Below are 18,490 nucleotides of genomic sequence, written 5' to 3' on the forward strand. Positions count from 1 at the left end.
TTCGATCGTAGTTTGAGTTGCTAGCTTTTAATATTTGAAAAAAAAATGACTGAAAATCTGCATGAAAATCTGATTATGGCATTTAGATATGAAGATAGTGCGATCGCAGCCGTACCGACAAGCATTTTAGCAGAAAAGCGTTCTTCTTATCAAACTCATCAGGAATTCAGCGACGTACAGCAACCAATTACTAGCGCGCCACCGGAAGTCCGACAAATTATTGAGCGGGTATTGGAAATTGAAAAAGATAAACTGTACATGAGAGCTCCTCGCCACATTAACGATGACATTTTAAAAATCATTAAGGAAGCAATTGTATGAAGTTAATCTCAATTACTCTATGCAACTTTCGTCAATTTTACGGCAAAAGTCCCGAAATTAAACTAGCTTGGGGCGGGCAAAATATTACAGTAATTCACGGGAATAATGGCGCCGGAAAAACTGCCTTAATGAATGCCTTTACGTGGGTACTTTACGGAAGATTTAGCGCGGCTTTTGCGGCAGAAGAACAATTAGTAAACAAGCGCGCTTTGGCTGAGGCGGAAATGGGAAAAGCCGTAGGTTGTTGGGCGGAAATTGTGTTTGAACATGACAGCACGCGCTATCAAGCAAGACGCATTTGTCGTGCTTATAAAAGTGAAAATACTGTAGAACATGGTAAGGCTGAATTGTTTCTGAATGTAGCAAAAGATAACGGTCTGTGGCTGAAGCCGGATCAGCATCCCGATGATATTATCGGGCGGATTTTGCCGGAAAGTTTACATAAATATTTCTTTTTTGATGGGGAGCGAATCGAGCAAATTGTCCGCTATGACAAGAAGGCAGAAATTGCGGAAGCTACTAAGGAGTTGCTGGGAGTTGAAGTGTTGAATAGATCGCTCCGGCATTTACTAGAAGCAAAAAAATCTCTAGAGACAGATTTAAATATAATTGGGAATGCTGAAACGAAGAAACTTTTAAAAGACAAGCAAAAAATTGAGCAAGAAGCTGAGCAACTTTCGAGCAGACAAGTAGAAATCGAGCAGGAATTGGTCAACCAAGGGGAGTTAAAAAAAGCAGTTAATGGTAACTTATTGGAACTTAGCGGTGCTGCGGATTTACAAAAGTTGCGAGACGAATTGGAAATGCAGAAAAGTTTATTGAAGCAACAAATTGTACAGGCTACAGATGCTCTCAAACGCTCAATCTCTATGCGGGGTTATGGGGTATTTCTGTCAGAGGCTGCGGCTGAATTTAAAGTAATTGTTGAAGGTTTGCGGGAAGGCGGCTCGTTGCTTTCGGGGATTCAGCGGCCGTTTTTGGAAGAGTTATTAGCGCAGCAGCGGTGTATCTGCGGTGCGGAATTAGTGGAGGGTTCTGAGTCTCGCCAACAGGTTAGCGGTTGGATGGATAAGGCGGGTGTGGGCGATGTGGAAGAAACAACTATTCGGATTAGCGATAGGGTAAATGAAATTGATAAACAAGTGGCTGATTTTTGGGAGGAAATTGACCGACACCAAGGCAATATCAGCCGCGACAGAACCGAACTTTCTCGGGTGGAAAATCAGTTAGACGATATTCACAACAAGCTGCGAAATTTTCCTGACGAGGATGTCAGCCGCTTGCAAAAGCGCTTGGATGAAATTGAGGCAAAAATTGGCGATTTGCACCGGGAAACAGGCTCTAACCAGCAGCAGATTGAGAGTTTGAATGTGCAGGTGTCGGCTTTGGACAAGCAAATCGATAAGCAGCAACTGAATGAGCAAAGGCAAGTATTAGCCCAGCGCCGGATTGCTGCGACTCAGGATGCGATCGATCGCCTAACTGAAGTGCGAGATCGCTTAGAAAAACAGTTTTGTTCTCAGTTGGAAAAGCGGGTGCAAGATATTTTTAGTCAAATTTCTTTTACTCCTTATATCCCAAAACTGAGCGATAAATACGAACTGACGCTAGTAGAAAATACGTCGGGACAAGAATCTTTGGTTGCCGCTTCTACAGGAGAAAATCAAATTCTCAGTTTATCGTTTATCGGGGGAATTATTGAGGGCGTGCGGGAGTGGAGTCAAAAGAATACTTTGATGGGCCCGGATAGCAGTACGTTTCCAATTGTAATGGATTCTCCTTTTGGCAGTTTGGACGAGATTTATCGCAAGCAAATCGCCAATAAGCTGCCGAAGTTGGCGAATCAATTAGTAGTTTTGGTAACAAAAACTCAGTGGCGCGGAGAAGTTGCTCAAGAGATGGAAAGCTGCACTGGCAGGGAATACGTGCTGGTGTACAATTCTCCGAAAGCTGATTGTGAAGAAGATGCGATCGAACTTGGCGGGACGCGCTATCCTTTAGTTAGGCGCAGTCCAAATGAATTTGAATATACGGAAATTGTAGAGGTGGATTATGGCTTCTAATTCGGCAATTACGCAGGTTTTGGAAACGGATATTTGGGTGAAGGCGACGTGGGAAGAGTTTCTAAATTTTGCTGAGGATTCAGCATGGGAAAAGGGCAAGTTTTATTACTATCAAGAACACATGAGGATAGAAATGTCACCAGTAGGGCCATTGCACGGGCGTCAAAATTCAATTATGGCCTGTGTAGTTATTCTGTTTGCAACATTGAGAAATATCCGAGTAGTTCAGTTTACTAACACCAGTTTTCGCAAAGCAGGTATCGGCGAGTTTCAACCTGATTTAGCTTACTACATCGGTTCAGATTTAAGAGTGCCTCCTGATGATAGCAATTCTGCTGTTGATTTAAATCTATACGATCCGCCTAATTTGATAATAGAAATTGGTGCATCTTCTTTTAACGATGATTTAGGCAGTAAGCGGTTGCTTTACGAAAATGCAGGAATTAGTGAATATTGGGTTGAACGTGCAAACACGCGGGAGGTTTTTGCGTTTGCGATAAATGGCGGAGGTAGCGGGAGAATTCAAGAGTCGCGGGTTTTACCGGGGCTGGAAATCCGGTTAGTTGAGGAAGCTTTGAACCGGAGTCTGACGCAAGATGATGGGGAAATTAATCGCTGGTTGATTCAAACTTTTAGTCAAGGTTGAAGGGAGTTTGACGTGGAAAAGCAGTATCATAAGTTGGTTCGCGATCGCATTCCTGAAATTATTCGTAAAAGCGGGAATGAATGCGAGTTTGTAATTTTGTCGGAGGCAGAATACCGTCAAGCTTTGCTGCAGAAATTGATTGAAGAAGCGGGGGAAGCAGCTTCCGCCCACGAGGAAGATTTGGTGGCGGAATTGGCGGATTTGTATGAGGTGATAGATGCGGTGATGGCGAGTTTTGGCATTTCGGGCGATCGACTTTTGGCGGAACAAATGAAGCGGCGCGAAGCAAGAGGAGGTTTTGCACAAAAAATTATGTTGTTGCGGACATTGTGAATTGGCCCTGCGCCCAGTGTTGGATATTTGCGAGATGTATTATAATTAGAAACTAGATATTATGGCAATGGCTGCTAACAAAATTAGAATTGCTAAAGATAAAGCGGAGTTAGTCAAATCATTAACTTTATTGGATAACCACACTGGCCCTTTCCAGACTTACGCCGATGTCATCGCTTTCGCCGCATCCTTGGGAAAGCAGCGGAAAAAACGATCGCCTTTGGGGGAAATTTCTAAACGAGAACCAGGGGCGATAGATGTTGATATTTTTGTATCCAGGGGTTACGATATGGCGATTAAGTTAATTGCGATCGCCGAAACCAAAAATCCTCAAATTCTCTCCCATCTCGACGAAAAATTGGAAGCAGAACGCTTGCAAATTTTTGAAGAATATGCTAATGGTGGACTGGAAATATTGCGAGAAGAGTTGCGGGGTGCGGCGGATTATACCGATCGCCTGTTGTTGGTTTTGATTTCTGAAAGAGACAACCAACATCGGTCAAATGAAGAATTCGATTTAAGCAAGTTCTTATTTTAATAGGTGCCCAATGAAGTATGTACTAGCAGAGATCGTAAAGAAAGGGCTTAAGGAATCTGCCAAATTTTTCGCTTACGGCTACTCAGTATTCATGATCTGCTATTTCATTCTCAAACTAATCCTTTGGGATAGAATAGGAGTTATTGCCTTAATTACCACTTTTATTCCCTTAATTTTATTCCCAACTTTCCTGCTTCCCATCATCGGATTGTCAATCATCAAAAAAAGATGGTTCACTATTATTTCGGCAATCGCCTGCATTATCCTAATAAGTTGGCTGCACATTAAATACTTTTCTCCCACACCAATAAACATCACAGATTCGCACCCCAGCATCAAAATTTTATCCCATAACGTCCATTGGTATAAAACTCAGTCGCCAAGTTTAGCTAAACTGATTCAGAATCAAAAACCCGACCTTATATTTTTACAAGAAATCGTTAGTAAACATACCGAAAGAGCTTTCACCTGGTTAAAAGCAGACTACCCCTATCAAATTGGCAATCCCCCTGTAGGAATTCTCAGTAAATATCCGATTGTCTCCAGCGAAATACTGCACTTAGCCGGCCATCCAGAAACGCAGCAGCGGGCAATTATTAAATTTAACGAACAAGAAGTAGTGATTTATAATATGCAAGCTACCGGGCCGTGGTTGACCAGAGCTAGAAAATTGCGTTTTTTCAAACTTCCTGTTTACATATATGGCAAACGATCGCCTGAAATTCAAGACTTAGTGCAGCGAGTTGAGCGAGAAACTCTGCCAGTCATTGTCGCGGGCGATTTTAATATGACAGACGAAACTCAAGACTATTACAGGGTAAAGAAAGTCTTGCAAGATTCTTTCCGAAAATCTGGATTTGGGTTTGGTTTTACCTGGCCTCACGGTTGGGAACTTAACTTATTGGTAAAAAGGTTAAATTGGAGATTGAATTATCCCGTTTGCCGGATTGATTATATTTGGTATTCAAAGCATTGGGGCGCTAAATCTAGTTCGGTTTTGGAGGCAACGGAGTCAGATCATTTGCCTGTAGGAGCCGAACTTATTTTGTTAAAGGAAGCGGTATAATGTATATAAATTGAGAGGTAAACTTTGGTCTACTATCGAGCGGTAGTAGTGTTTTATAGACAAAAATTGCTAAAATTGATAATATAAATATACAACTTTCCTTGAGCTATATGTTAAAATAAGTATTAGGTTGAGTGATTGACAAATGCCTACTGCTGCCCAGCTAGAGAGTTTATATCGCATCAGTTATCAACTGACAAAAAAAATGGGATACAAGCCCCGTCCTTCTAGGACGGCTTTTCTTGGTTTCTGATATATTCTTTCAAAACTTCTAAAGGCGCACCTCCTACGGAAACAGCAAAATAACTGGGACTCCACAATGCTTCTTTGTGGGGTTTTTCGTATCCAGCCTGTCCGTACCGACGACTAGAAACGCCTTTTAATGCGTTAACGATTTGAGAAATAGACAATTTCGGCGGATACTCAATCAGCGCGTGAACATGGTTGCCTTCGCCATTGAACTCTAGCATTTGAAAGTTCATTTTTTGGGCTACCTCTCGAAAGGATTTTTCAATCAAATCAAGACCTTCGCCAGTAAACACAGACCGACGATATTTTGTTACGCAGACCAAGTGTATTTTAAGTTCTGTAACAGAGTGGCGCTCACGACGATAAACAGTTGTCATTACTTGCAAACCAACATATAATCAAATTTACAGACCAATATTTAGTATAACCATGAAGGCGAGATTCAAGTACAGATTTTATCCGACGACAGAACAGAAGCAGAGCTTGGCTCGGCTGTTTGGGTGTGTCAGAAAAGTCTGGAACGATAGTCTAGCTCTCTGCAAACAGTCTGAAAAAAAGCCAAGTTCGGCAGACCTGCAAAAAATCGTGATAACCCAAGCGAAAAAGACCGAAGAAAGAGCTTGGTTAAGCGAAGTCTCTAATATCCCCCTACAGCAATCTGTAGCGGATTTAGAGACAGCTTTCAAGAACTTTTTCGACTCTTGTAAAGGGAAGAAAAAAGGCCGTAGAGTGGGTTATCCTAAATTCAAAAAAAGAACTAATAGTCAGTCGGCACGATTTAGAATTGGAGGTTTTTCCCTAAAAAATAACGGTGTTTATTTGGCCAAGATTGGTGTTGTTCATCCAGTATGGTCAAGAACGCTACCATCTGAACCTAGTTCGGTCACAGTAATCAAAGATTGTGCAAATCGTTATTTTCTTAGTTTCGTGGTAGAAATTGAACCCATTCATTCTGAGGCCAAAAATCCAAGTATCGGAATCGATCTGGGAATAAAAACTTTTGCAGTGATGAGTAATGGCGAGAGTGCTGAAAGTCCTAATTACAAAAAGTTAGATCGGAAAATTCGGAAACTTCAACGTAAATTAGCCCGCCAGCCGAAAGACTCTAAAAGGAGAAACGTAACACGAATCAGTATTGCTAAGTTGCACAACCGCATTGCCGATACCCGTAAAGATTTCCTGCAAAAATTGTCAACCAAAGTGGTCAACGAAAACCAAGTGATCATTTTGGAAGATTTGAACGTATCAGGTATGGTGAAAAACCGGAAACTCTCAAGAGCAATTAGTCAGCAAGGATGGAGGGAGTTTAGAACTCTCTGTGAGGCTAAGTCCGAAAAGTTTGGGAGAGAGTTTCAAGTGATTAGTAGGTGGGAGCCTACTAGCCAAGTTTGTGCGGACTGTGGCTTTAAATGGGGCAAGATTGATTTGTCTGTTCGTTCAGTGCTTTGTTTGAGTTGTGGTATTGAGCAGGATAGAGATCAAAATGCTTCAAGAATGATACAAAAAGTCGGGATGGGGAATCGCCACGACTCAAAACGGGCGCTGAGGGATTGTCAGACTAGCAACGGTTAGCAGAACCCGATGAAGCGTCAAGAATCACCGCGTCTTAAGACCGGTGAGTATTTCAACTACACGATGCTTCAGCCTATACATCTGATTTGTGTTGACGATCGCACTCGTAACGTATACATATTGGCTGGGTACGATGAAGAGCTTGAGTTCCAAATTTTACCCAACGGGGAGTTTGCTGATGAGCCAAGTTAACTATAACGCTATGTCGAATACTGAATTGAAACAGTATTTTCTTAAACATCGTGGAAATCGAGCCGCTTTTCAGGCATATTTAGATAGAATCAATCAGTATCCGCTGAGGATTATTGCAAGCCCCAGCGATCCTGATTTCGATGAGAAAGTTCAAGCCGCAATTCGCCGAAAGTTAGAAGTTGCAAGAAATAGCAATAGTTAGCAATCTAATAAAATTGATAGGCACACCCATGCAAATTAACCTCACCATTACCGATCGCCTAGAACAGCAACTTCTTGAGAAAGCTAGCCAACTCAACCTGCCCATTGAAACCCTGATTTTAGAATCGCTGCGCCAACTGTTTCAAGAAGATGAAGAAGAGCTATCTAAAGAAGATATCCTCAACAGTCTTCGGATTGCGCTTCAGGAAGTAGAAGACGGTAAAGTTCACCCGATCGCAGAACTTTGGGATGGTATTGATGTCTGAACCACCCAGCATCCAGGTTCTGTTTGCAGATCAATTCAAGCGCCAACTCCGAACCCTCGCCAAACGCTATCGCCAAATTCAAACCGACTTGCAACCTCTCCTACAGCAGTTGCAAGCAGGCGAATGTCCAGGCGATCGCATTTCCGGTACGGGCTACACCGTATTCAAAGTAAGAGCCAAAAACAGCGACATCAGTAAAGGAAAAAGTGGAGGCTATCGCATTATTTATCAAGTCACATCAACCACTTGTTTCATCTTGCTCATCATCTATGCCAAATCTGACCAAGAAACGGTCGCCGTTGAAGAAATCAATGACATTATCGATAGCTTCCGCAATCGGCAACAATGATAATCAAGAAATAACGTTAACTAGGAGCCAAATTTAGGGATCGCACTTGAAAATCCCCACATATCAATCCCTGACTGCTGCCACTATCAGCATAGAAACTTAGCTAAGCACCGGCGGCAATCCTACCTCTTGCGGCTGCACAAATCGGCCGTTAAAACTAATAGCTTTATCCTCAAAAGTCCTCGCTTCCGCTACCGCTTGCCGCAAATGAGCTCTATCCATATCGTCCTGAATTCCCCCCACCAAATATACAATTAACTTCGTTGCTAAATCCTTTCCAGAAACTAGCACTCGCTTTTTGTTCGGATCGTACAAAATCCCGTACCACGCAGACTCTGGATTGTCCATGTGGCTAAATCCTTCATCGACATCGTACCTGCGGAGTTTGTCGAAAATAGCTTTCAGGGAAAGTTTCTTTCTAAATACTAGAATTCCCAAAGCATTAGCTAAAGCAATTTGACCGACTGGACGGAATAAAATATTTCCCTCGCCCCCTGGCTTTTCAAAACTAAATCGGCGCAATTCAGTCGTTTCTTCGCCGCTTTCAATTCTTTGATAGCTGGGTAAAGTTGCTAAATGATCGAACAATTTTTTAAACTCTTCAATTCCCTCTTTGAGTTCTTCATCTTCGGGACGCATGGGAATTAAACCTTTTCGTTCCGGCTTCCAATGGGGGAATTTGTATTCTAAATACCGTTCGGACATATCTTGCAGCGCTTGCAATGTGGTTAAGACAGTTGATTTTGCTGCAACTGTGGCGCTGTCCCAATTGACGCGGGGGTTTCTGTCATCTTGTTCTTTTAATAAGGGATGGGTGACGGCAATTTTTCGGGCTGCGATCGCAAATCCGTTGTCCTCGTTCAATAATGCTAGCTGACCCTGACTTAGCGTTACCGCCATTAGGTTAACGTGCACAAAGATCGATCGCACGCGCCGTTGTGCTTGCTGTCGCGTTTCCCCCGCTACCGCCGCCGGGATAAACTCAATTCCGATTTTTTCGTGAGCTAATTTGTACACTGTTTCGGGGTCGATTTGATACTCTTCTGCTAAATCTTCCAGAGTAATTGCAGCGCCCACAGGTTTTTTATTTTTGTTGTATCTTTGCAGGATTCCGGTTTTAATTAAACTCATTAAACCTTGAACTCCCATCAGCCGATGCTGGCCGTCTAAGGCAAAAATTGAGACTTTTTGAGAGACATTCAAAAGCCCTAAGTTCTCGTTTTTATCAAAGGATGTAAATTCAGCAGCCGATTTAGTTGCTACGCCATTTTTATCCCATTCCTCGGCTAGAGGATTGTCTACCCACGGGGGACTGACGACTACTAAAACTGCGGGGAATTTGTGCGATTTTCGGGCTGCTAAATATTGAGTTAGGGTGGCTTGCCGCGACCAATCTAAGGGACGCTGGATAATTTCGTCAATGGTTTCGTCGTCGCGGACGATGTTGTTGGTTTGGAGGTCGAATTTTTGGCGGAAAAGCGGCATTTGTGAGGCAAAACGGACGCGAGAGTCTAACCATTCTAGGGTGACTGAACCGATGTATGCTTCGCTGTTTCCCATCTGGGTTTTTTGGACGAAAATGCGATCGTCCTTTCCTAAATAATTATCTAATAAAAGTGCGATTTCCTGTCTGTCGCTATTTTCTTTTTCTAAAATTTTGCTAGCGAGGTCATCCGCTGGGTGGGTAGTCATCTGCGGTTTTTATATAATTAGGCTATTTTTTCAAAAAATATCATATATTAAACTTTATGTCAACACTTGTTTTTAAAAAAACATTGTGAAATACTTAAAATATTAATAAGTTCAAGCTTATATATCATTGAATGTTTCATTTGTCAATAGCTGAGGGGCGATCGCGCTTCATGCAGATGCGTCTGGGTCTCACGCGCCACCGTCTGAGTCCGCCAGGGGTTGAAAACCCATCGCTAGCCCGAAAGTCCGCCGGGGGTTGAAACCCCGCCACCATCGGGGCCCGCCAGGGGTTGAAACCCCTGTCTCATAGCGAAAGTCCTCTGAAGAGGACTGAATATGGATCAATTTCGAGGTTTATGTTTAGTCGGTTTTAACCGACTTTCGCTATGAGACGGGGGTTTCAACCCCCGGCGGAATATCGGGGAAGCGAGTGAATTGACGATGGCACTTGCCCCTGATTTCTTCATACTTCGCACCTGCAACCAACAAAAAAATATGTCTACTCCTTCTTTTGAATACATTTTGCCGGTAATTCGGGGCATTCAAGCGGGCCGCGAATATTACGTGTCGATGTGTCCGGTGCGTTTTTTGCCGAAATTGTTTCCCTTTGAATCAGAAGATTTGCCACCGTCTATGCGGGCGAAACGCGCGCTTAACAAAGCTAGGATTCCAGAAATTGCTGATTATTTTGTTAAGAATCCTACAAATTATACTTGTGGGGCAATTGCTGCTTCTATTGATGCGGATATTACTTTTGAAGCTGTGGGGAATGAGGCCGAAGAACGGAAAATCGGTCGCTTGCGGGTGCCGATGGATGCTAAGTTTACTATTAATGACGGACAGCATCGGCGGGCGGCTTTTGAGATGGCTTTGAGGGAAAATCCGCAGTTGGGATATGAGACAGTGGCGCTGATTTTGTTTCTCGATATTGGGTTGGAAAAATCGCAGCAGATGTTTGTTGATTTGAATAATTTTCAACTTCCTTTGGAGGCGTCGCTCGGTCTACTTTACAACCACCGGGACGATCGCGCTTTTGTGGTGAAGGCGGTTGTTAAGCAGGTTGAGGTTTTCCGCTGTTTGAGTGAGATGGAGAGGGGGAGTTTGAACGGGCGATCGCACAAATTGTTTACGCTGAGTGCGATCGATCGTGCTATCATGGCTTTGCTGTCTAATATTCACCGCAGCGAACAGGCAAAACCCTCTGGTTCTCGCACCAAAAAAGAACAGAAAGAGGAAGAACTTGCTCAAAAAATACAACTGGCGGTTAGTTATTGGAATGCGGTTAGCAATTTTATTCCAGATTGGCAATTAGTTCTGCACAAGCAAGTAGCGGCGGGGGAAATGCGCCGGGATTGCGTACACTGTCACAGTGTTGTGCTTGAGAGTTTGGGGGAAGTTGGGGCGGCTTTGCGATCGGTTTTTCCTGAGAGTTGGGAGGAACGTTTGAGCCTTTTGCAGCAGGTTGATTGGTCGATTTATAATCCTGATTGGGAGGGGGGGATTTTGTTGAAAGGGGGGATTTCTAAGTCGAGGGCGAGTGTTAGTTGGATGACTGATTATTTGAAAAAGCGGTTGGGTTTAGAAACCGCAGATGCAGCACAGCAGCGCCCAAATGCCGCCAAAAACTAGGCTAATTAAAATAGCGTCTGAATGGTTCTGCAAGAATGCCCAATATTTGGTCTAGCTGAGTAATAAAATATTCAGTCAAATCAATTTTTAACAACTGATTTTCTAGAATTAGGAATTTCCAGTTTGTACCCGTTGAAACTGCTCCATAAATCCCCGATTGTTCTTGGCCTTTGCGGGCATTAAATATTTGAGCGGCTGCCATCTGAGCCGCACACTGTCCCAATCCTATTCTAATATCGTTGTCTTTCGCTTCGACCAATGTCAAAACTGGGGCAGTCACCAATGATTGATTGCTCGATGCGCTGAGGAGAAAGTCACAAGCCCCGGTTAATCCTTTGCTCTCTTCTACGTTAAATGTGTTGCCGGAAAAGTAGCCAATTTTGTTGTTGAAAGTGCGCCGTATTTCGAGTAAAATGGGGGTAATGATTAATTCCGATCGAGCTTTTTCGGTGCTGATACTTGAGGCTAAGTCTAAAGCTTCGTCTAGAGTTTGTTTGAGGCGTTCTGAAGGTGCGATGGGGCTAATTTGGCTGAATAAGTGGGGAATGTCTTCAACGGTTAGATCCAGGGTTGAGACGGCTTGGTCGATCGTTTTGAAGTCGCTGTAGGACATATTTGGTTTGGCGGGAGGGATGAATTTGAGAACCGCAGATGCACGCAGATGAACGCCGATAATATTAGTTAAATCCATCCTAACTCCGCTTTTGCTGCCTCGACCGCCATTTTTACAGCACTAGCACTTGCTGTTATTTTATAGGAGGCTCTTGGATTATTAAGGTTGGAGTTAGATAAAACAACATTTCCCTCCCAAATACGGCTTTGTCTAGACCAATCCAGTTGTGCCACTTCCGATACTTTTTCAGTATCAAAATCTTGGCTGCTATCTGTGTCATAGGTATAGTAGAGCAACCGACCTAAAACTTCTAGCCCTACACTTCTACCTAAGATACAGTATTCCTTAAAATGATTCACATCTTCAACTGTCAAATCTTCAACGCTGGTTTCACAAATATGTCTAGTCTGACTACATTCGGAAAAGAAATTGTTAAGACATCTAGCCAGAATACTTGAGGATTCAGCAACGTCATAATCTTTGAGTTCATCAATTGGGCCGTCAGTAAACGCGCAACTCACCAATTTCGCTATGAAATTAGTTGTGTATATAAGTTTCCTTTTACTGTCGGGATTAGTTTTGATTTTATCGGTTTTTCCCTTAAACATTAACACTTTGTCAAGTAAGTTTTTGGTAATACCTACCACACCTTCAAACTCACCGAATGATAAAAGCAATGATTTATCCAGTTGTTTTGTCTGCGCCATATCTCGGAAATCCGTCTGACACTGCTTAAAATCTCCCTCTAAAACCAGCGTAATAGGAAAATTATTATCACCTATTAACTCCCCGTCAGCACTTTCAATTAACTCGTGAATAGCGCGCTTCCGATGCTGTCCATCAGTAATATCTAACTTAACGTTACGAGGAATAACTACTAGACAAATTCCCCGACCTAATTCTATAATTTCAATTTTTTGAGGATCGACATTTGCTGTCAGTGTCCCCAAAATCCAGCGTTGATCATTTCTAGCGCGTTTAAGAATATATTGTTTTACTTCCTCAGCATGACCCTTTACCTCTGGGCGATTTTTACCAGAATCAGGATCGTTGCCAGTTGAGGGTTTGGCCAGGAGGAGAGTAGGCAAGTCATCAGCCGGGATATTGATTTGCACCATTTTCCGCTGCCCCTGCTGAAAAGTTAGCCCTGGATAGCACCTTTTCTCGTGGTGCTTGGCAAAGTAAGGCGATAGAACCTCGTCAAGTCGCTGGCTCGAATCTCTCTCTGGGTAGTTGTTTTCAGACATAATGGGGGTAAAAGCTTATTTAATTATTATAACTTTTTTGATGGTACGTGAATCAGGGATGCTATTGTGCAAAAAGGCCAATAACAAAGACACATGGATCAGTATGCTAGCCAACAAGCAGATTGTATCATAAAACTTAAAAATTAGCAAGATAGGGGTTTTAAAACGTGATAGAAATTCAGCAGATGTCATTATTTGCGCCGCGAACTGTTAAGGAGTTACTCGATGAGATAAAAGAGCTAACTAAAGAAATTCAAGAATTATACTGCTCAGACGCTATACCTTGGTTAATCGGTTGGAGTGGCGGGAAAGATAGCACCGCAGTATTGCAGCTTATCTGGAACGCGATAGCAGCACTTCCGATCGAGAAACGCACAAAAACTATCCATGTAATTACAACGGATACTTTCGCTGAAAATCCGATTATTTCGACTTGGGTACGTAAATCTTTAGCTAAGCTCAAGATACTTGCTCAAGAGCAAAAAATGCCTGTTTCTCCGCATCTGCTTCATCCAGAGGTGAAAGAAACATTCTGGGTATGCTTAATTGGTAAAGGCTATCCAGCGCCTCGCAATGGATTTCGGTGGTGTACAGATAGGATGAAAATTCAGCCTGTAAATCAATTTATCCGAGATTTAGTTCGAGTACATGGTGAAACTATTGTTGTTTTGGGTACTCGCAAGGCTGAAAGCAGTAAACGTGCAGCAACAATGAAAAAGTATGAAGCAGGTAGATTGCGCGATCGCCTCAGTCCTAATGGTCGCTTACCTAACTCTTTAATTTATACCCCTATTGAGGATTGGCGTGATGATGAAGTTTGGCTGTATCTAATGCAGTGGGACAATCCTTGGGGAAATAACAATAAAGATTTATTGGCCATGTATCGAGGTGCAACAGCAGACAATGAGTGTCCTTTAGTTGTTGATACTTCTACTCCTAGCTGTGGCGATTCTCGCTTTGGGTGCTGGGTGTGTACAATGGTTGATAAAGATAAATCTATGGAGGCAATGATTCAAAACGATGAGGAAAAAGAATGGATGCAACCTCTCCTCGATATTCGCAACGAATTAGACATAAAAGACGATCGCCCAAAAAGAGACTTCCGACGCATTTACGGTAGAGTAGAACTGTTTGAACGCAACATGGGCGATGACACAACCTCCGTCGAACCCATCCCAGGGCCCTACACCAAATTCTGGCGAGAACACTGGCTCAGACGACTCTTGGAAGCACAAACCCAAATCCGCAAAACCGCACCCCTAGAAATGCGCGATATCACCTTAATTACCCCAGAAGAACTTAGCGAAATCCGCCGCATTTGGCTGGAACAAAAGCACGAATTCGACGATTCTTTACCCCGGATTTACGAAGAAGTCACGGGCGAACCTTTTGAAGATTCCCGTCCCGCCGCCGAAAGAAAACTCCTCGGTAGCGATGAATGGACTGCGATCGAAGAGATTTGCAGCGAGGACAAAATGCACCTCGAATTGATGGCAAAACTCCTCGACACAGAACGCCAATACTACACCAAGCCCCGCCGTACAGGCATTTACGCGGATTTGGACAAATGCTTTGAAACCAGTTCGCGATCGAAGGAAGAAGCGATTGGCAACGCCCACTATCAACGCAATTTAAAAAAAGCGGTGGAAGATATTAAAGCAAATCCGACGGAAAACATTCGGCAATTCAAAGATGCGATCGCCCAAACCAACAGTTCTGCCAAAAACGATACGGTTGATATTGCCAAACTTAAAGAAGAACTCGAAAGCAACAGCAATCAAAGTAGGCAGCTATCTTGGGCGGATATTAAATTTTCACCGCCCAATTCAGGAGAGGAAAAACCTAGCGATTAGCACGCCCTAGCCTGCGGTTAAACCCAAACTTGTTGACAGCCACCCCGCCGTGCGATCGCATATAATGGTTTTTCAACTAACCGCAGCATTAACAAACCACCATCGTTTAAATTACACAATTTTTACGACCATGCTTGACCCTAATATTCCCCATCAGGATCTTACATACAGCATCATCGGCTGTGCAATGAGAGTACACCGGAGGACACAAAAAGGTTTAAGAGAAAAACATTACCAAAGAGCATTTGATGCAGAAATGCTGAAATCCAGTATTACAACAGAAATGGAATATCCCAGACAAATTTATGACGGTCAAGTTTGGATGGGAATTCTCTATCTAGACCATTGGGTGAATGAATGTATTGTAGTAGAAGATAAAGCCGTAAATTATCCAATGACCGATAAAGACCAAGCTCAAATCATAGCTTACTTAGCATCGACAGGAGCGAAAGTAGGTTTATTTATCAACTTTGGTCGCAGTAAATTAGAATATCACCGCATTCTCCCACCAAAATCCGTACAAGGCTGGCAACAACACATTCAACCATACTTGTGGCGGCCGAAAACAAATGGCAGAGGTTGGACGAGAGGAAGTGCAGGAACCTATGAAGAAACAGATGACGAACTCCCATTACCTCCCAACATTCAGTCCCAAAACGAAGAGGAAGATTCAACCGATGTAATTGATTGGTAGCAAGGGAGGGGGCGGTTAGCAGCGGATTTTGTAACGGATGTAACGGATGTAACGGATGTAACGGATGTAACGGATGATTAGTGGGAGATCACCAAATCTGCCACTAACCGCCGCCCCACCAACCACCCATCCGCTAAATCCGCGACCAAATCTGCCACTAACCGCCGCCCCACCAACCACCCATCCGCTAAATCCGCTACAAAATCCGCTGCTAACCGCCCCCCCACCAACTTTCATCCCATCTCAACAACATCTACAATGCAATTCCTCGAACTCGTCCTCAAAAACTTCGGCCCCTATGCAGGCACCCAAACAATCAATCTCCGCCCCGAAAAAGACGGAAATCCCTGCCCAGTTATCCTATTTGGCGGCATGAATGGCGGCGGCAAAACCACCCTCATGGACGCCATTCGCCTCGCCCTCTACGGTGGTCGAGCCCAATGTTCCACCAGAGGCAATTTAAGCTACAGCGACTTTCTCAATCAATGCGTCAACCGCCACACACCCCCATTAGAAGATACCCGCGTCGAACTAACATTTGAACAAGTCCAAGATGACAAATTAGCTCAATTCAAAATAGTTAGATACTGGAAAAAATTAGATATCAAAGACAACCTAAGCATTCTCATATACAGCGAAATAGTCAGCGATTGGTGGTCGGACAAAGCAATTACTAACACCTGGGACGAATACATCGAAACCCTTTTGCCCGTTGGAATATCCAACCTATTTTTGTTTGACGGCGAACAAGTAAAAGAACTCGCTGAACTCGAAACACCGCCAGAGTTTGTCGTCGGGGCGATTAAATCTCTTTTAGGTTTGGAACTTGCAGAACGCCTCGCCGTCGATTTAGAAATATTAGCAGGTCGCAAGCGGAAAGAAATTGCTGGTAAAAAAGACTTGGCTGCTTTAGAGAAAATCGAACAAAGTTTTAAGGAAATTACTGATAAAATAGACTTAGCTAAGCAAGAACAAGCCAGCTTTAAAAATGAGTTAGAGAAAGCTCAAAAAAATCAGAAACAAGCATCAGAAAAGTTTATTTCTGAAGGCGGGAAAATTGCCGCCGATCGCAGTCAGCTAGACAGACAGCTAAACGACTACAGGAATCAGGCAGAAAAAACCCGTCAAGCCATGATGGAATTGGCATCAAACACGCTACCAATAGCCCTAATTTCGCCCTTGCTAAGCGAAGCAAAAACTCAAGCAGAAACAGAAGACAGCCAGCAGCAAGCAAAGATTGCCCAAAATGTTATTAAACAAAGAAGCTATCGCCTTCTAAACTATATCGCCGAAATCTCGTTAAATCCCCAGCAGCTAGATAAAATTCAAGACTTCATCCGCCAAGAAAACCAAGAACTCGAACAGCAAGCCGGAACAGACGCGCCGCCCTGGATGAACGCCGACAACAACAGCATCCAGCAACTAGAAAACCTCCTTAGCTACCAAATCAAAGCCCAGCAAATTCTAGCGCGCGAACAAATAGAAGAAATCAAAAACATCGAAGCAGAAATCGACTTTACAGACAGACAACTAGCAGCCGCCGCTTCCCCCGAAGCCTACGAAAAACTAGAAGAAGAAGTCAGAAAAGCCCAAAAAGCAGTCGCTATCGCAGCCGCCGCCTGCGAATCAGCCAACCGCCGCGTCGATGAATTAGAGAGAGAATTAGCCAAAAACCAAAAAGAACTAGAAAACTACAGCAGCGAATACATCACCATCAGAAATAGCCAACACGTCATCGCTTCGATCGCCAAAGCCCAAGCTACCCTGAAACTCTTTAAAGAAAAACTCACCCTCAAAAAACTCAACAAACTCGAAATAGAAATTACCGACTGTTTCCGCTACCTCTTGCACAAAACCGACCTCGTGCACAGAGTTGCGATCGACACTCAAACATTTAGCCTCTCTATTTACGATCCAGAAGGCAAACCGGTACCCAAACACCGACTTTCAGCGGGGGAAAAACAATTGCTGGCGATCGCCTTTTTGTGGGGATTAGCCCGAGTATCCGGGAGACAATTGCCAGTGGCGATCGACACTCCCTTGGGCCGCCTCGACTCCTCCCACAGAAACAACCTAGTCGAACGATATTTTCCCTCGGCCAGCCACCAAGTCATCCTGCTTTCTACCGACACGGAAATTAGAAAAGTAGAATATGATAAGCTGCAAGAATTGGAGGCGATCGCCCACAGCTACCTCCTCAAATACGACTCCGCCAAACACCAAACCACCGTCGAAACTGGTTATTTTTGGGACTAAAAATTCGCGCAAAAAAATAGCCGCAACCCCCTTGACTTTGCTGGGGAGTTGCGGTAGTATATATATCATAATGGGATGGTTGCGAAAATTTTATTTTTGCCACCATCCCATTATTAAGGATAAATCCTACTAAAATAAGAATACCAAAAAAAACCGATTTAATCAAGTCGCGCCGTGTAAAAAAATGTTAATTATTTCGGGTTATCTAGAGGCTTTGCTTCCCCAACATTAACACTGTTTACAATATACCAAAAAATCTCAAACTCATGGAACCACCACTCGATCGCATCCGCCTCTCCCAAACAGGCAAAGACCAACTATCAAAACTGAAACGATCGACCAAAATCGATCAGTGGAATATTCTATGCAGGTGGGGATTTTGCCGATCGCTCGCCGAACCCAGCATCCCATCGCCAGTACCAATTCCCAGCGACAGCAACGTCGAATTAAGCTGGGATGTCTTCGGCGGCGACATGGCTGATATCCTGATAATGGCCCTCAAGCAGCGGTGTCACCAAGACAATTTAGGCACAGAAAAAGAAACTCTAGCGAAACAGTTTCGCCTGCACTTGCACCGAGGGATTGGTTATTTGGCCGGCGATCCGAATATTAAGAAAATCGAAGACTTGGTGGCGATCGCTCTTTCGCCTGAAAAATTAAGAAATTAACTGATTTTTGACTGTTGGCGGTTCACTCATGTGATTGGTTAT

21 protein-coding genes are annotated in these 18,490 nt (G+C 43.5%); 16 read left to right on the forward strand and 5 right to left on the reverse strand.

Annotated elements, in window-relative coordinates:
- Positions 1-45: 45 nt before the first annotated feature.
- The 6 genes from QT987_RS20710 to QT987_RS20735 all read left to right on the forward strand — a co-directional run bounded on the left by QT987_RS20710 (position 46) and on the right by QT987_RS20735 (position 4,967).
- Positions 46-321 (forward strand): hypothetical protein, encoded by a 276-nt coding sequence (locus QT987_RS20710; protein ID WP_006632986.1) that lies wholly within the window; start codon positions 46-48, stop codon positions 319-321.
- On the forward strand, positions 318-2,384 hold the full coding sequence (locus tag QT987_RS20715; protein WP_333243714.1) for an AAA family ATPase: 2,067 nt from the start codon (positions 318-320) through the stop codon (positions 2,382-2,384). Before QT987_RS20710 ends, QT987_RS20715 begins: the two co-directional genes overlap by 4 nt.
- Positions 2,374-3,030 carry a Uma2 family endonuclease gene (locus QT987_RS20720; RefSeq protein ID WP_333243717.1) on the forward strand — a complete coding sequence of 219 codons (657 nt, stop codon included), beginning with the start codon at positions 2,374-2,376 and terminating at the stop codon, positions 3,028-3,030. Before QT987_RS20715 ends, QT987_RS20720 begins: the two co-directional genes overlap by 11 nt.
- Positions 3,031-3,042: 12 nt before the next feature.
- Positions 3,043-3,363, forward strand: a complete 321-nt coding sequence (locus QT987_RS20725) for a nucleoside triphosphate pyrophosphohydrolase (RefSeq protein WP_333243721.1) — start codon at positions 3,043-3,045, stop codon at positions 3,361-3,363.
- 67 nt (positions 3,364-3,430) lie between these two features.
- Positions 3,431-3,901, forward strand: coding sequence for a DNA phosphorothioation-associated protein 4 (locus QT987_RS20730; protein WP_333056136.1), 471 nt, complete (start codon positions 3,431-3,433; stop codon positions 3,899-3,901).
- A gap of 10 nt (positions 3,902-3,911) precedes the next feature.
- Entirely contained in the window at positions 3,912-4,967 is a 1,056-nt protein-coding gene (locus QT987_RS20735) for an endonuclease/exonuclease/phosphatase family protein (RefSeq protein WP_333243724.1), read from the forward strand.
- A 227-nt stretch (positions 4,968-5,194) separates the two neighbouring features.
- On the opposite strand, the gene tnpA is transcribed toward QT987_RS20735, so the two are convergent.
- The gene (tnpA, locus tag QT987_RS20740; RefSeq protein ID WP_333243727.1) at positions 5,195-5,593 is read right to left on the reverse strand and encodes an IS200/IS605 family transposase; all 399 of its coding nucleotides are present in this window, start codon (positions 5,591-5,593) and stop codon (positions 5,195-5,197) included.
- A 52-nt stretch (positions 5,594-5,645) separates the two neighbouring features.
- Here tnpA and QT987_RS20745 point away from each other — a divergent pair, with 52 nt between their 5' ends.
- From QT987_RS20745 to QT987_RS20760, 5 genes are all read left to right on the forward strand, one after another.
- Positions 5,646-6,788, forward strand: coding sequence for a transposase (locus QT987_RS20745; RefSeq protein ID WP_333243730.1), 1,143 nt, complete (start codon positions 5,646-5,648; stop codon positions 6,786-6,788).
- A gap of 63 nt (positions 6,789-6,851) precedes the next feature.
- Entirely contained in the window at positions 6,852-6,980 is a 129-nt protein-coding gene (locus QT987_RS30005; RefSeq protein ID WP_445299722.1) for a DUF6888 family protein, read from the forward strand.
- The gene (locus QT987_RS20750) at positions 6,967-7,182 is read left to right on the forward strand and encodes a DUF6887 family protein (RefSeq protein ID WP_333243733.1); all 216 of its coding nucleotides are present in this window, start codon (positions 6,967-6,969) and stop codon (positions 7,180-7,182) included. The genes QT987_RS30005 and QT987_RS20750 overlap by 14 nt, the downstream gene beginning before the upstream one ends.
- Before the next feature lie 28 nt (positions 7,183-7,210).
- Positions 7,211-7,447, forward strand: a complete 237-nt coding sequence (locus QT987_RS20755; RefSeq protein WP_333243736.1) for a hypothetical protein — start codon at positions 7,211-7,213, stop codon at positions 7,445-7,447.
- Positions 7,440-7,796 (forward strand): type II toxin-antitoxin system RelE/ParE family toxin, encoded by a 357-nt coding sequence (locus QT987_RS20760; protein ID WP_333243739.1) that lies wholly within the window; start codon positions 7,440-7,442, stop codon positions 7,794-7,796. The genes QT987_RS20755 and QT987_RS20760 overlap by 8 nt, the downstream gene beginning before the upstream one ends.
- 99 nt (positions 7,797-7,895) lie before the next feature.
- On the opposite strand, the gene QT987_RS20765 is transcribed toward QT987_RS20760, so the two are convergent.
- Entirely contained in the window at positions 7,896-9,488 is a 1,593-nt protein-coding gene (locus QT987_RS20765) for a DGQHR domain-containing protein (RefSeq protein WP_333243743.1), read from the reverse strand.
- A 495-nt stretch (positions 9,489-9,983) separates the two neighbouring features.
- On the opposite strand from QT987_RS20765, the gene dndB reads away from it, so the two are divergent.
- Positions 9,984-11,117, forward strand: coding sequence for a DNA sulfur modification protein DndB (dndB, locus tag QT987_RS20770; protein ID WP_333243745.1), 1,134 nt, complete (start codon positions 9,984-9,986; stop codon positions 11,115-11,117).
- A gap of 1 nt (position 11,118) precedes the next feature.
- Here the strand turns inward: dndB and QT987_RS20775 are convergent, their stop codons facing one another.
- Entirely contained in the window at positions 11,119-11,808 is a 690-nt protein-coding gene (locus QT987_RS20775; protein WP_333243748.1) for a hypothetical protein, read from the reverse strand.
- The gene (locus tag QT987_RS20780) at positions 11,799-12,977 is read right to left on the reverse strand and encodes a DNA sulfur modification protein DndB (protein ID WP_333243751.1); all 1,179 of its coding nucleotides are present in this window, start codon (positions 12,975-12,977) and stop codon (positions 11,799-11,801) included. The genes QT987_RS20775 and QT987_RS20780 overlap by 10 nt, the downstream gene beginning before the upstream one ends.
- A gap of 185 nt (positions 12,978-13,162) precedes the next feature.
- On the opposite strand from QT987_RS20780, the gene dndC reads away from it, so the two are divergent.
- Together dndC and QT987_RS20790 are read left to right on the forward strand one after the other, a co-directional pair.
- Entirely contained in the window at positions 13,163-14,830 is a 1,668-nt protein-coding gene (gene dndC / locus QT987_RS20785) for a DNA phosphorothioation system sulfurtransferase DndC (RefSeq protein ID WP_333243754.1), read from the forward strand.
- 64 nt (positions 14,831-14,894) lie between these two features.
- On the forward strand, positions 14,895-15,524 hold the full coding sequence (locus tag QT987_RS20790; protein ID WP_333243757.1) for a GxxExxY protein: 630 nt from the start codon (positions 14,895-14,897) through the stop codon (positions 15,522-15,524).
- A 77-nt stretch (positions 15,525-15,601) separates the two neighbouring features.
- Here the strand turns inward: QT987_RS20790 and QT987_RS20795 are convergent, their stop codons facing one another.
- Positions 15,602-15,754: a hypothetical protein gene (locus tag QT987_RS20795; RefSeq protein ID WP_333243759.1), complete on the reverse strand. Its 153-nt coding sequence runs from the start codon at positions 15,752-15,754 to the stop codon at positions 15,602-15,604.
- 28 nt (positions 15,755-15,782) lie between these two features.
- Here QT987_RS20795 and dndD point away from each other — a divergent pair, with 28 nt between their 5' ends.
- The gene (dndD, locus tag QT987_RS20800; RefSeq protein ID WP_333243761.1) at positions 15,783-17,780 is read left to right on the forward strand and encodes a DNA sulfur modification protein DndD; all 1,998 of its coding nucleotides are present in this window, start codon (positions 15,783-15,785) and stop codon (positions 17,778-17,780) included.
- A gap of 266 nt (positions 17,781-18,046) precedes the next feature.
- Positions 18,047-18,448 carry a DNA sulfur modification protein DndE gene (gene dndE / locus QT987_RS20805; protein ID WP_006632969.1) on the forward strand — a complete coding sequence of 134 codons (402 nt, stop codon included), beginning with the start codon at positions 18,047-18,049 and terminating at the stop codon, positions 18,446-18,448.
- Positions 18,449-18,490 lie beyond the last annotated feature (42 nt).

Origin of the sequence: Microcoleus sp. SVA1B4 (assembly GCF_036700545.1) — a bacterium.
Lineage (GTDB): Bacteria > Cyanobacteriota > Cyanobacteriia > Cyanobacteriales > Microcoleaceae > Microcoleus.

Excerpts from the sequence above, each read along its gene's own strand:
- QT987_RS20710 (WP_006632986.1), top strand. The coding sequence starts at position 46 with ATGACTGAAAATCTGCATGAAAATCTGATTATGGCATTTAGATATGAA.
- QT987_RS20715 (WP_333243714.1), top strand. The coding sequence starts at position 318 with ATGAAGTTAATCTCAATTACTCTATGCAACTTTCGTCAATTTTACGGC.
- QT987_RS20720 (WP_333243717.1), top strand. The coding sequence starts at position 2,374 with ATGGCTTCTAATTCGGCAATTACGCAGGTTTTGGAAACGGATATTTGG.
- QT987_RS20730 (WP_333056136.1), top strand. The coding sequence starts at position 3,431 with ATGGCTGCTAACAAAATTAGAATTGCTAAAGATAAAGCGGAGTTAGTC.
- QT987_RS20735 (WP_333243724.1), top strand. The coding sequence starts at position 3,912 with ATGAAGTATGTACTAGCAGAGATCGTAAAGAAAGGGCTTAAGGAATCT.
- tnpA (WP_333243727.1), bottom strand. The coding sequence starts at position 5,593 with ATGACAACTGTTTATCGTCGTGAGCGCCACTCTGTTACAGAACTTAAA.
- QT987_RS20745 (WP_333243730.1), top strand. The coding sequence starts at position 5,646 with ATGAAGGCGAGATTCAAGTACAGATTTTATCCGACGACAGAACAGAAG.
- QT987_RS30005 (WP_445299722.1), top strand. The coding sequence starts at position 6,852 with ATGCTTCAGCCTATACATCTGATTTGTGTTGACGATCGCACTCGTAAC.
- QT987_RS20750 (WP_333243733.1), top strand. The coding sequence starts at position 6,967 with ATGAGCCAAGTTAACTATAACGCTATGTCGAATACTGAATTGAAACAG.
- QT987_RS20755 (WP_333243736.1), top strand. The coding sequence starts at position 7,211 with ATGCAAATTAACCTCACCATTACCGATCGCCTAGAACAGCAACTTCTT.
- QT987_RS20760 (WP_333243739.1), top strand. The coding sequence starts at position 7,440 with ATGTCTGAACCACCCAGCATCCAGGTTCTGTTTGCAGATCAATTCAAG.
- QT987_RS20765 (WP_333243743.1), bottom strand. The coding sequence starts at position 9,488 with ATGACTACCCACCCAGCGGATGACCTCGCTAGCAAAATTTTAGAAAAA.
- dndB (WP_333243745.1), top strand. The coding sequence starts at position 9,984 with ATGTCTACTCCTTCTTTTGAATACATTTTGCCGGTAATTCGGGGCATT.
- QT987_RS20775 (WP_333243748.1), bottom strand. The coding sequence starts at position 11,808 with ATGGATTTAACTAATATTATCGGCGTTCATCTGCGTGCATCTGCGGTT.
- QT987_RS20780 (WP_333243751.1), bottom strand. The coding sequence starts at position 12,977 with ATGTCTGAAAACAACTACCCAGAGAGAGATTCGAGCCAGCGACTTGAC.
- dndC (WP_333243754.1), top strand. The coding sequence starts at position 13,163 with ATGTCATTATTTGCGCCGCGAACTGTTAAGGAGTTACTCGATGAGATA.
- QT987_RS20790 (WP_333243757.1), top strand. The coding sequence starts at position 14,895 with ATGGTTTTTCAACTAACCGCAGCATTAACAAACCACCATCGTTTAAAT.
- dndD (WP_333243761.1), top strand. The coding sequence starts at position 15,783 with ATGCAATTCCTCGAACTCGTCCTCAAAAACTTCGGCCCCTATGCAGGC.
- dndE (WP_006632969.1), top strand. The coding sequence starts at position 18,047 with ATGGAACCACCACTCGATCGCATCCGCCTCTCCCAAACAGGCAAAGAC.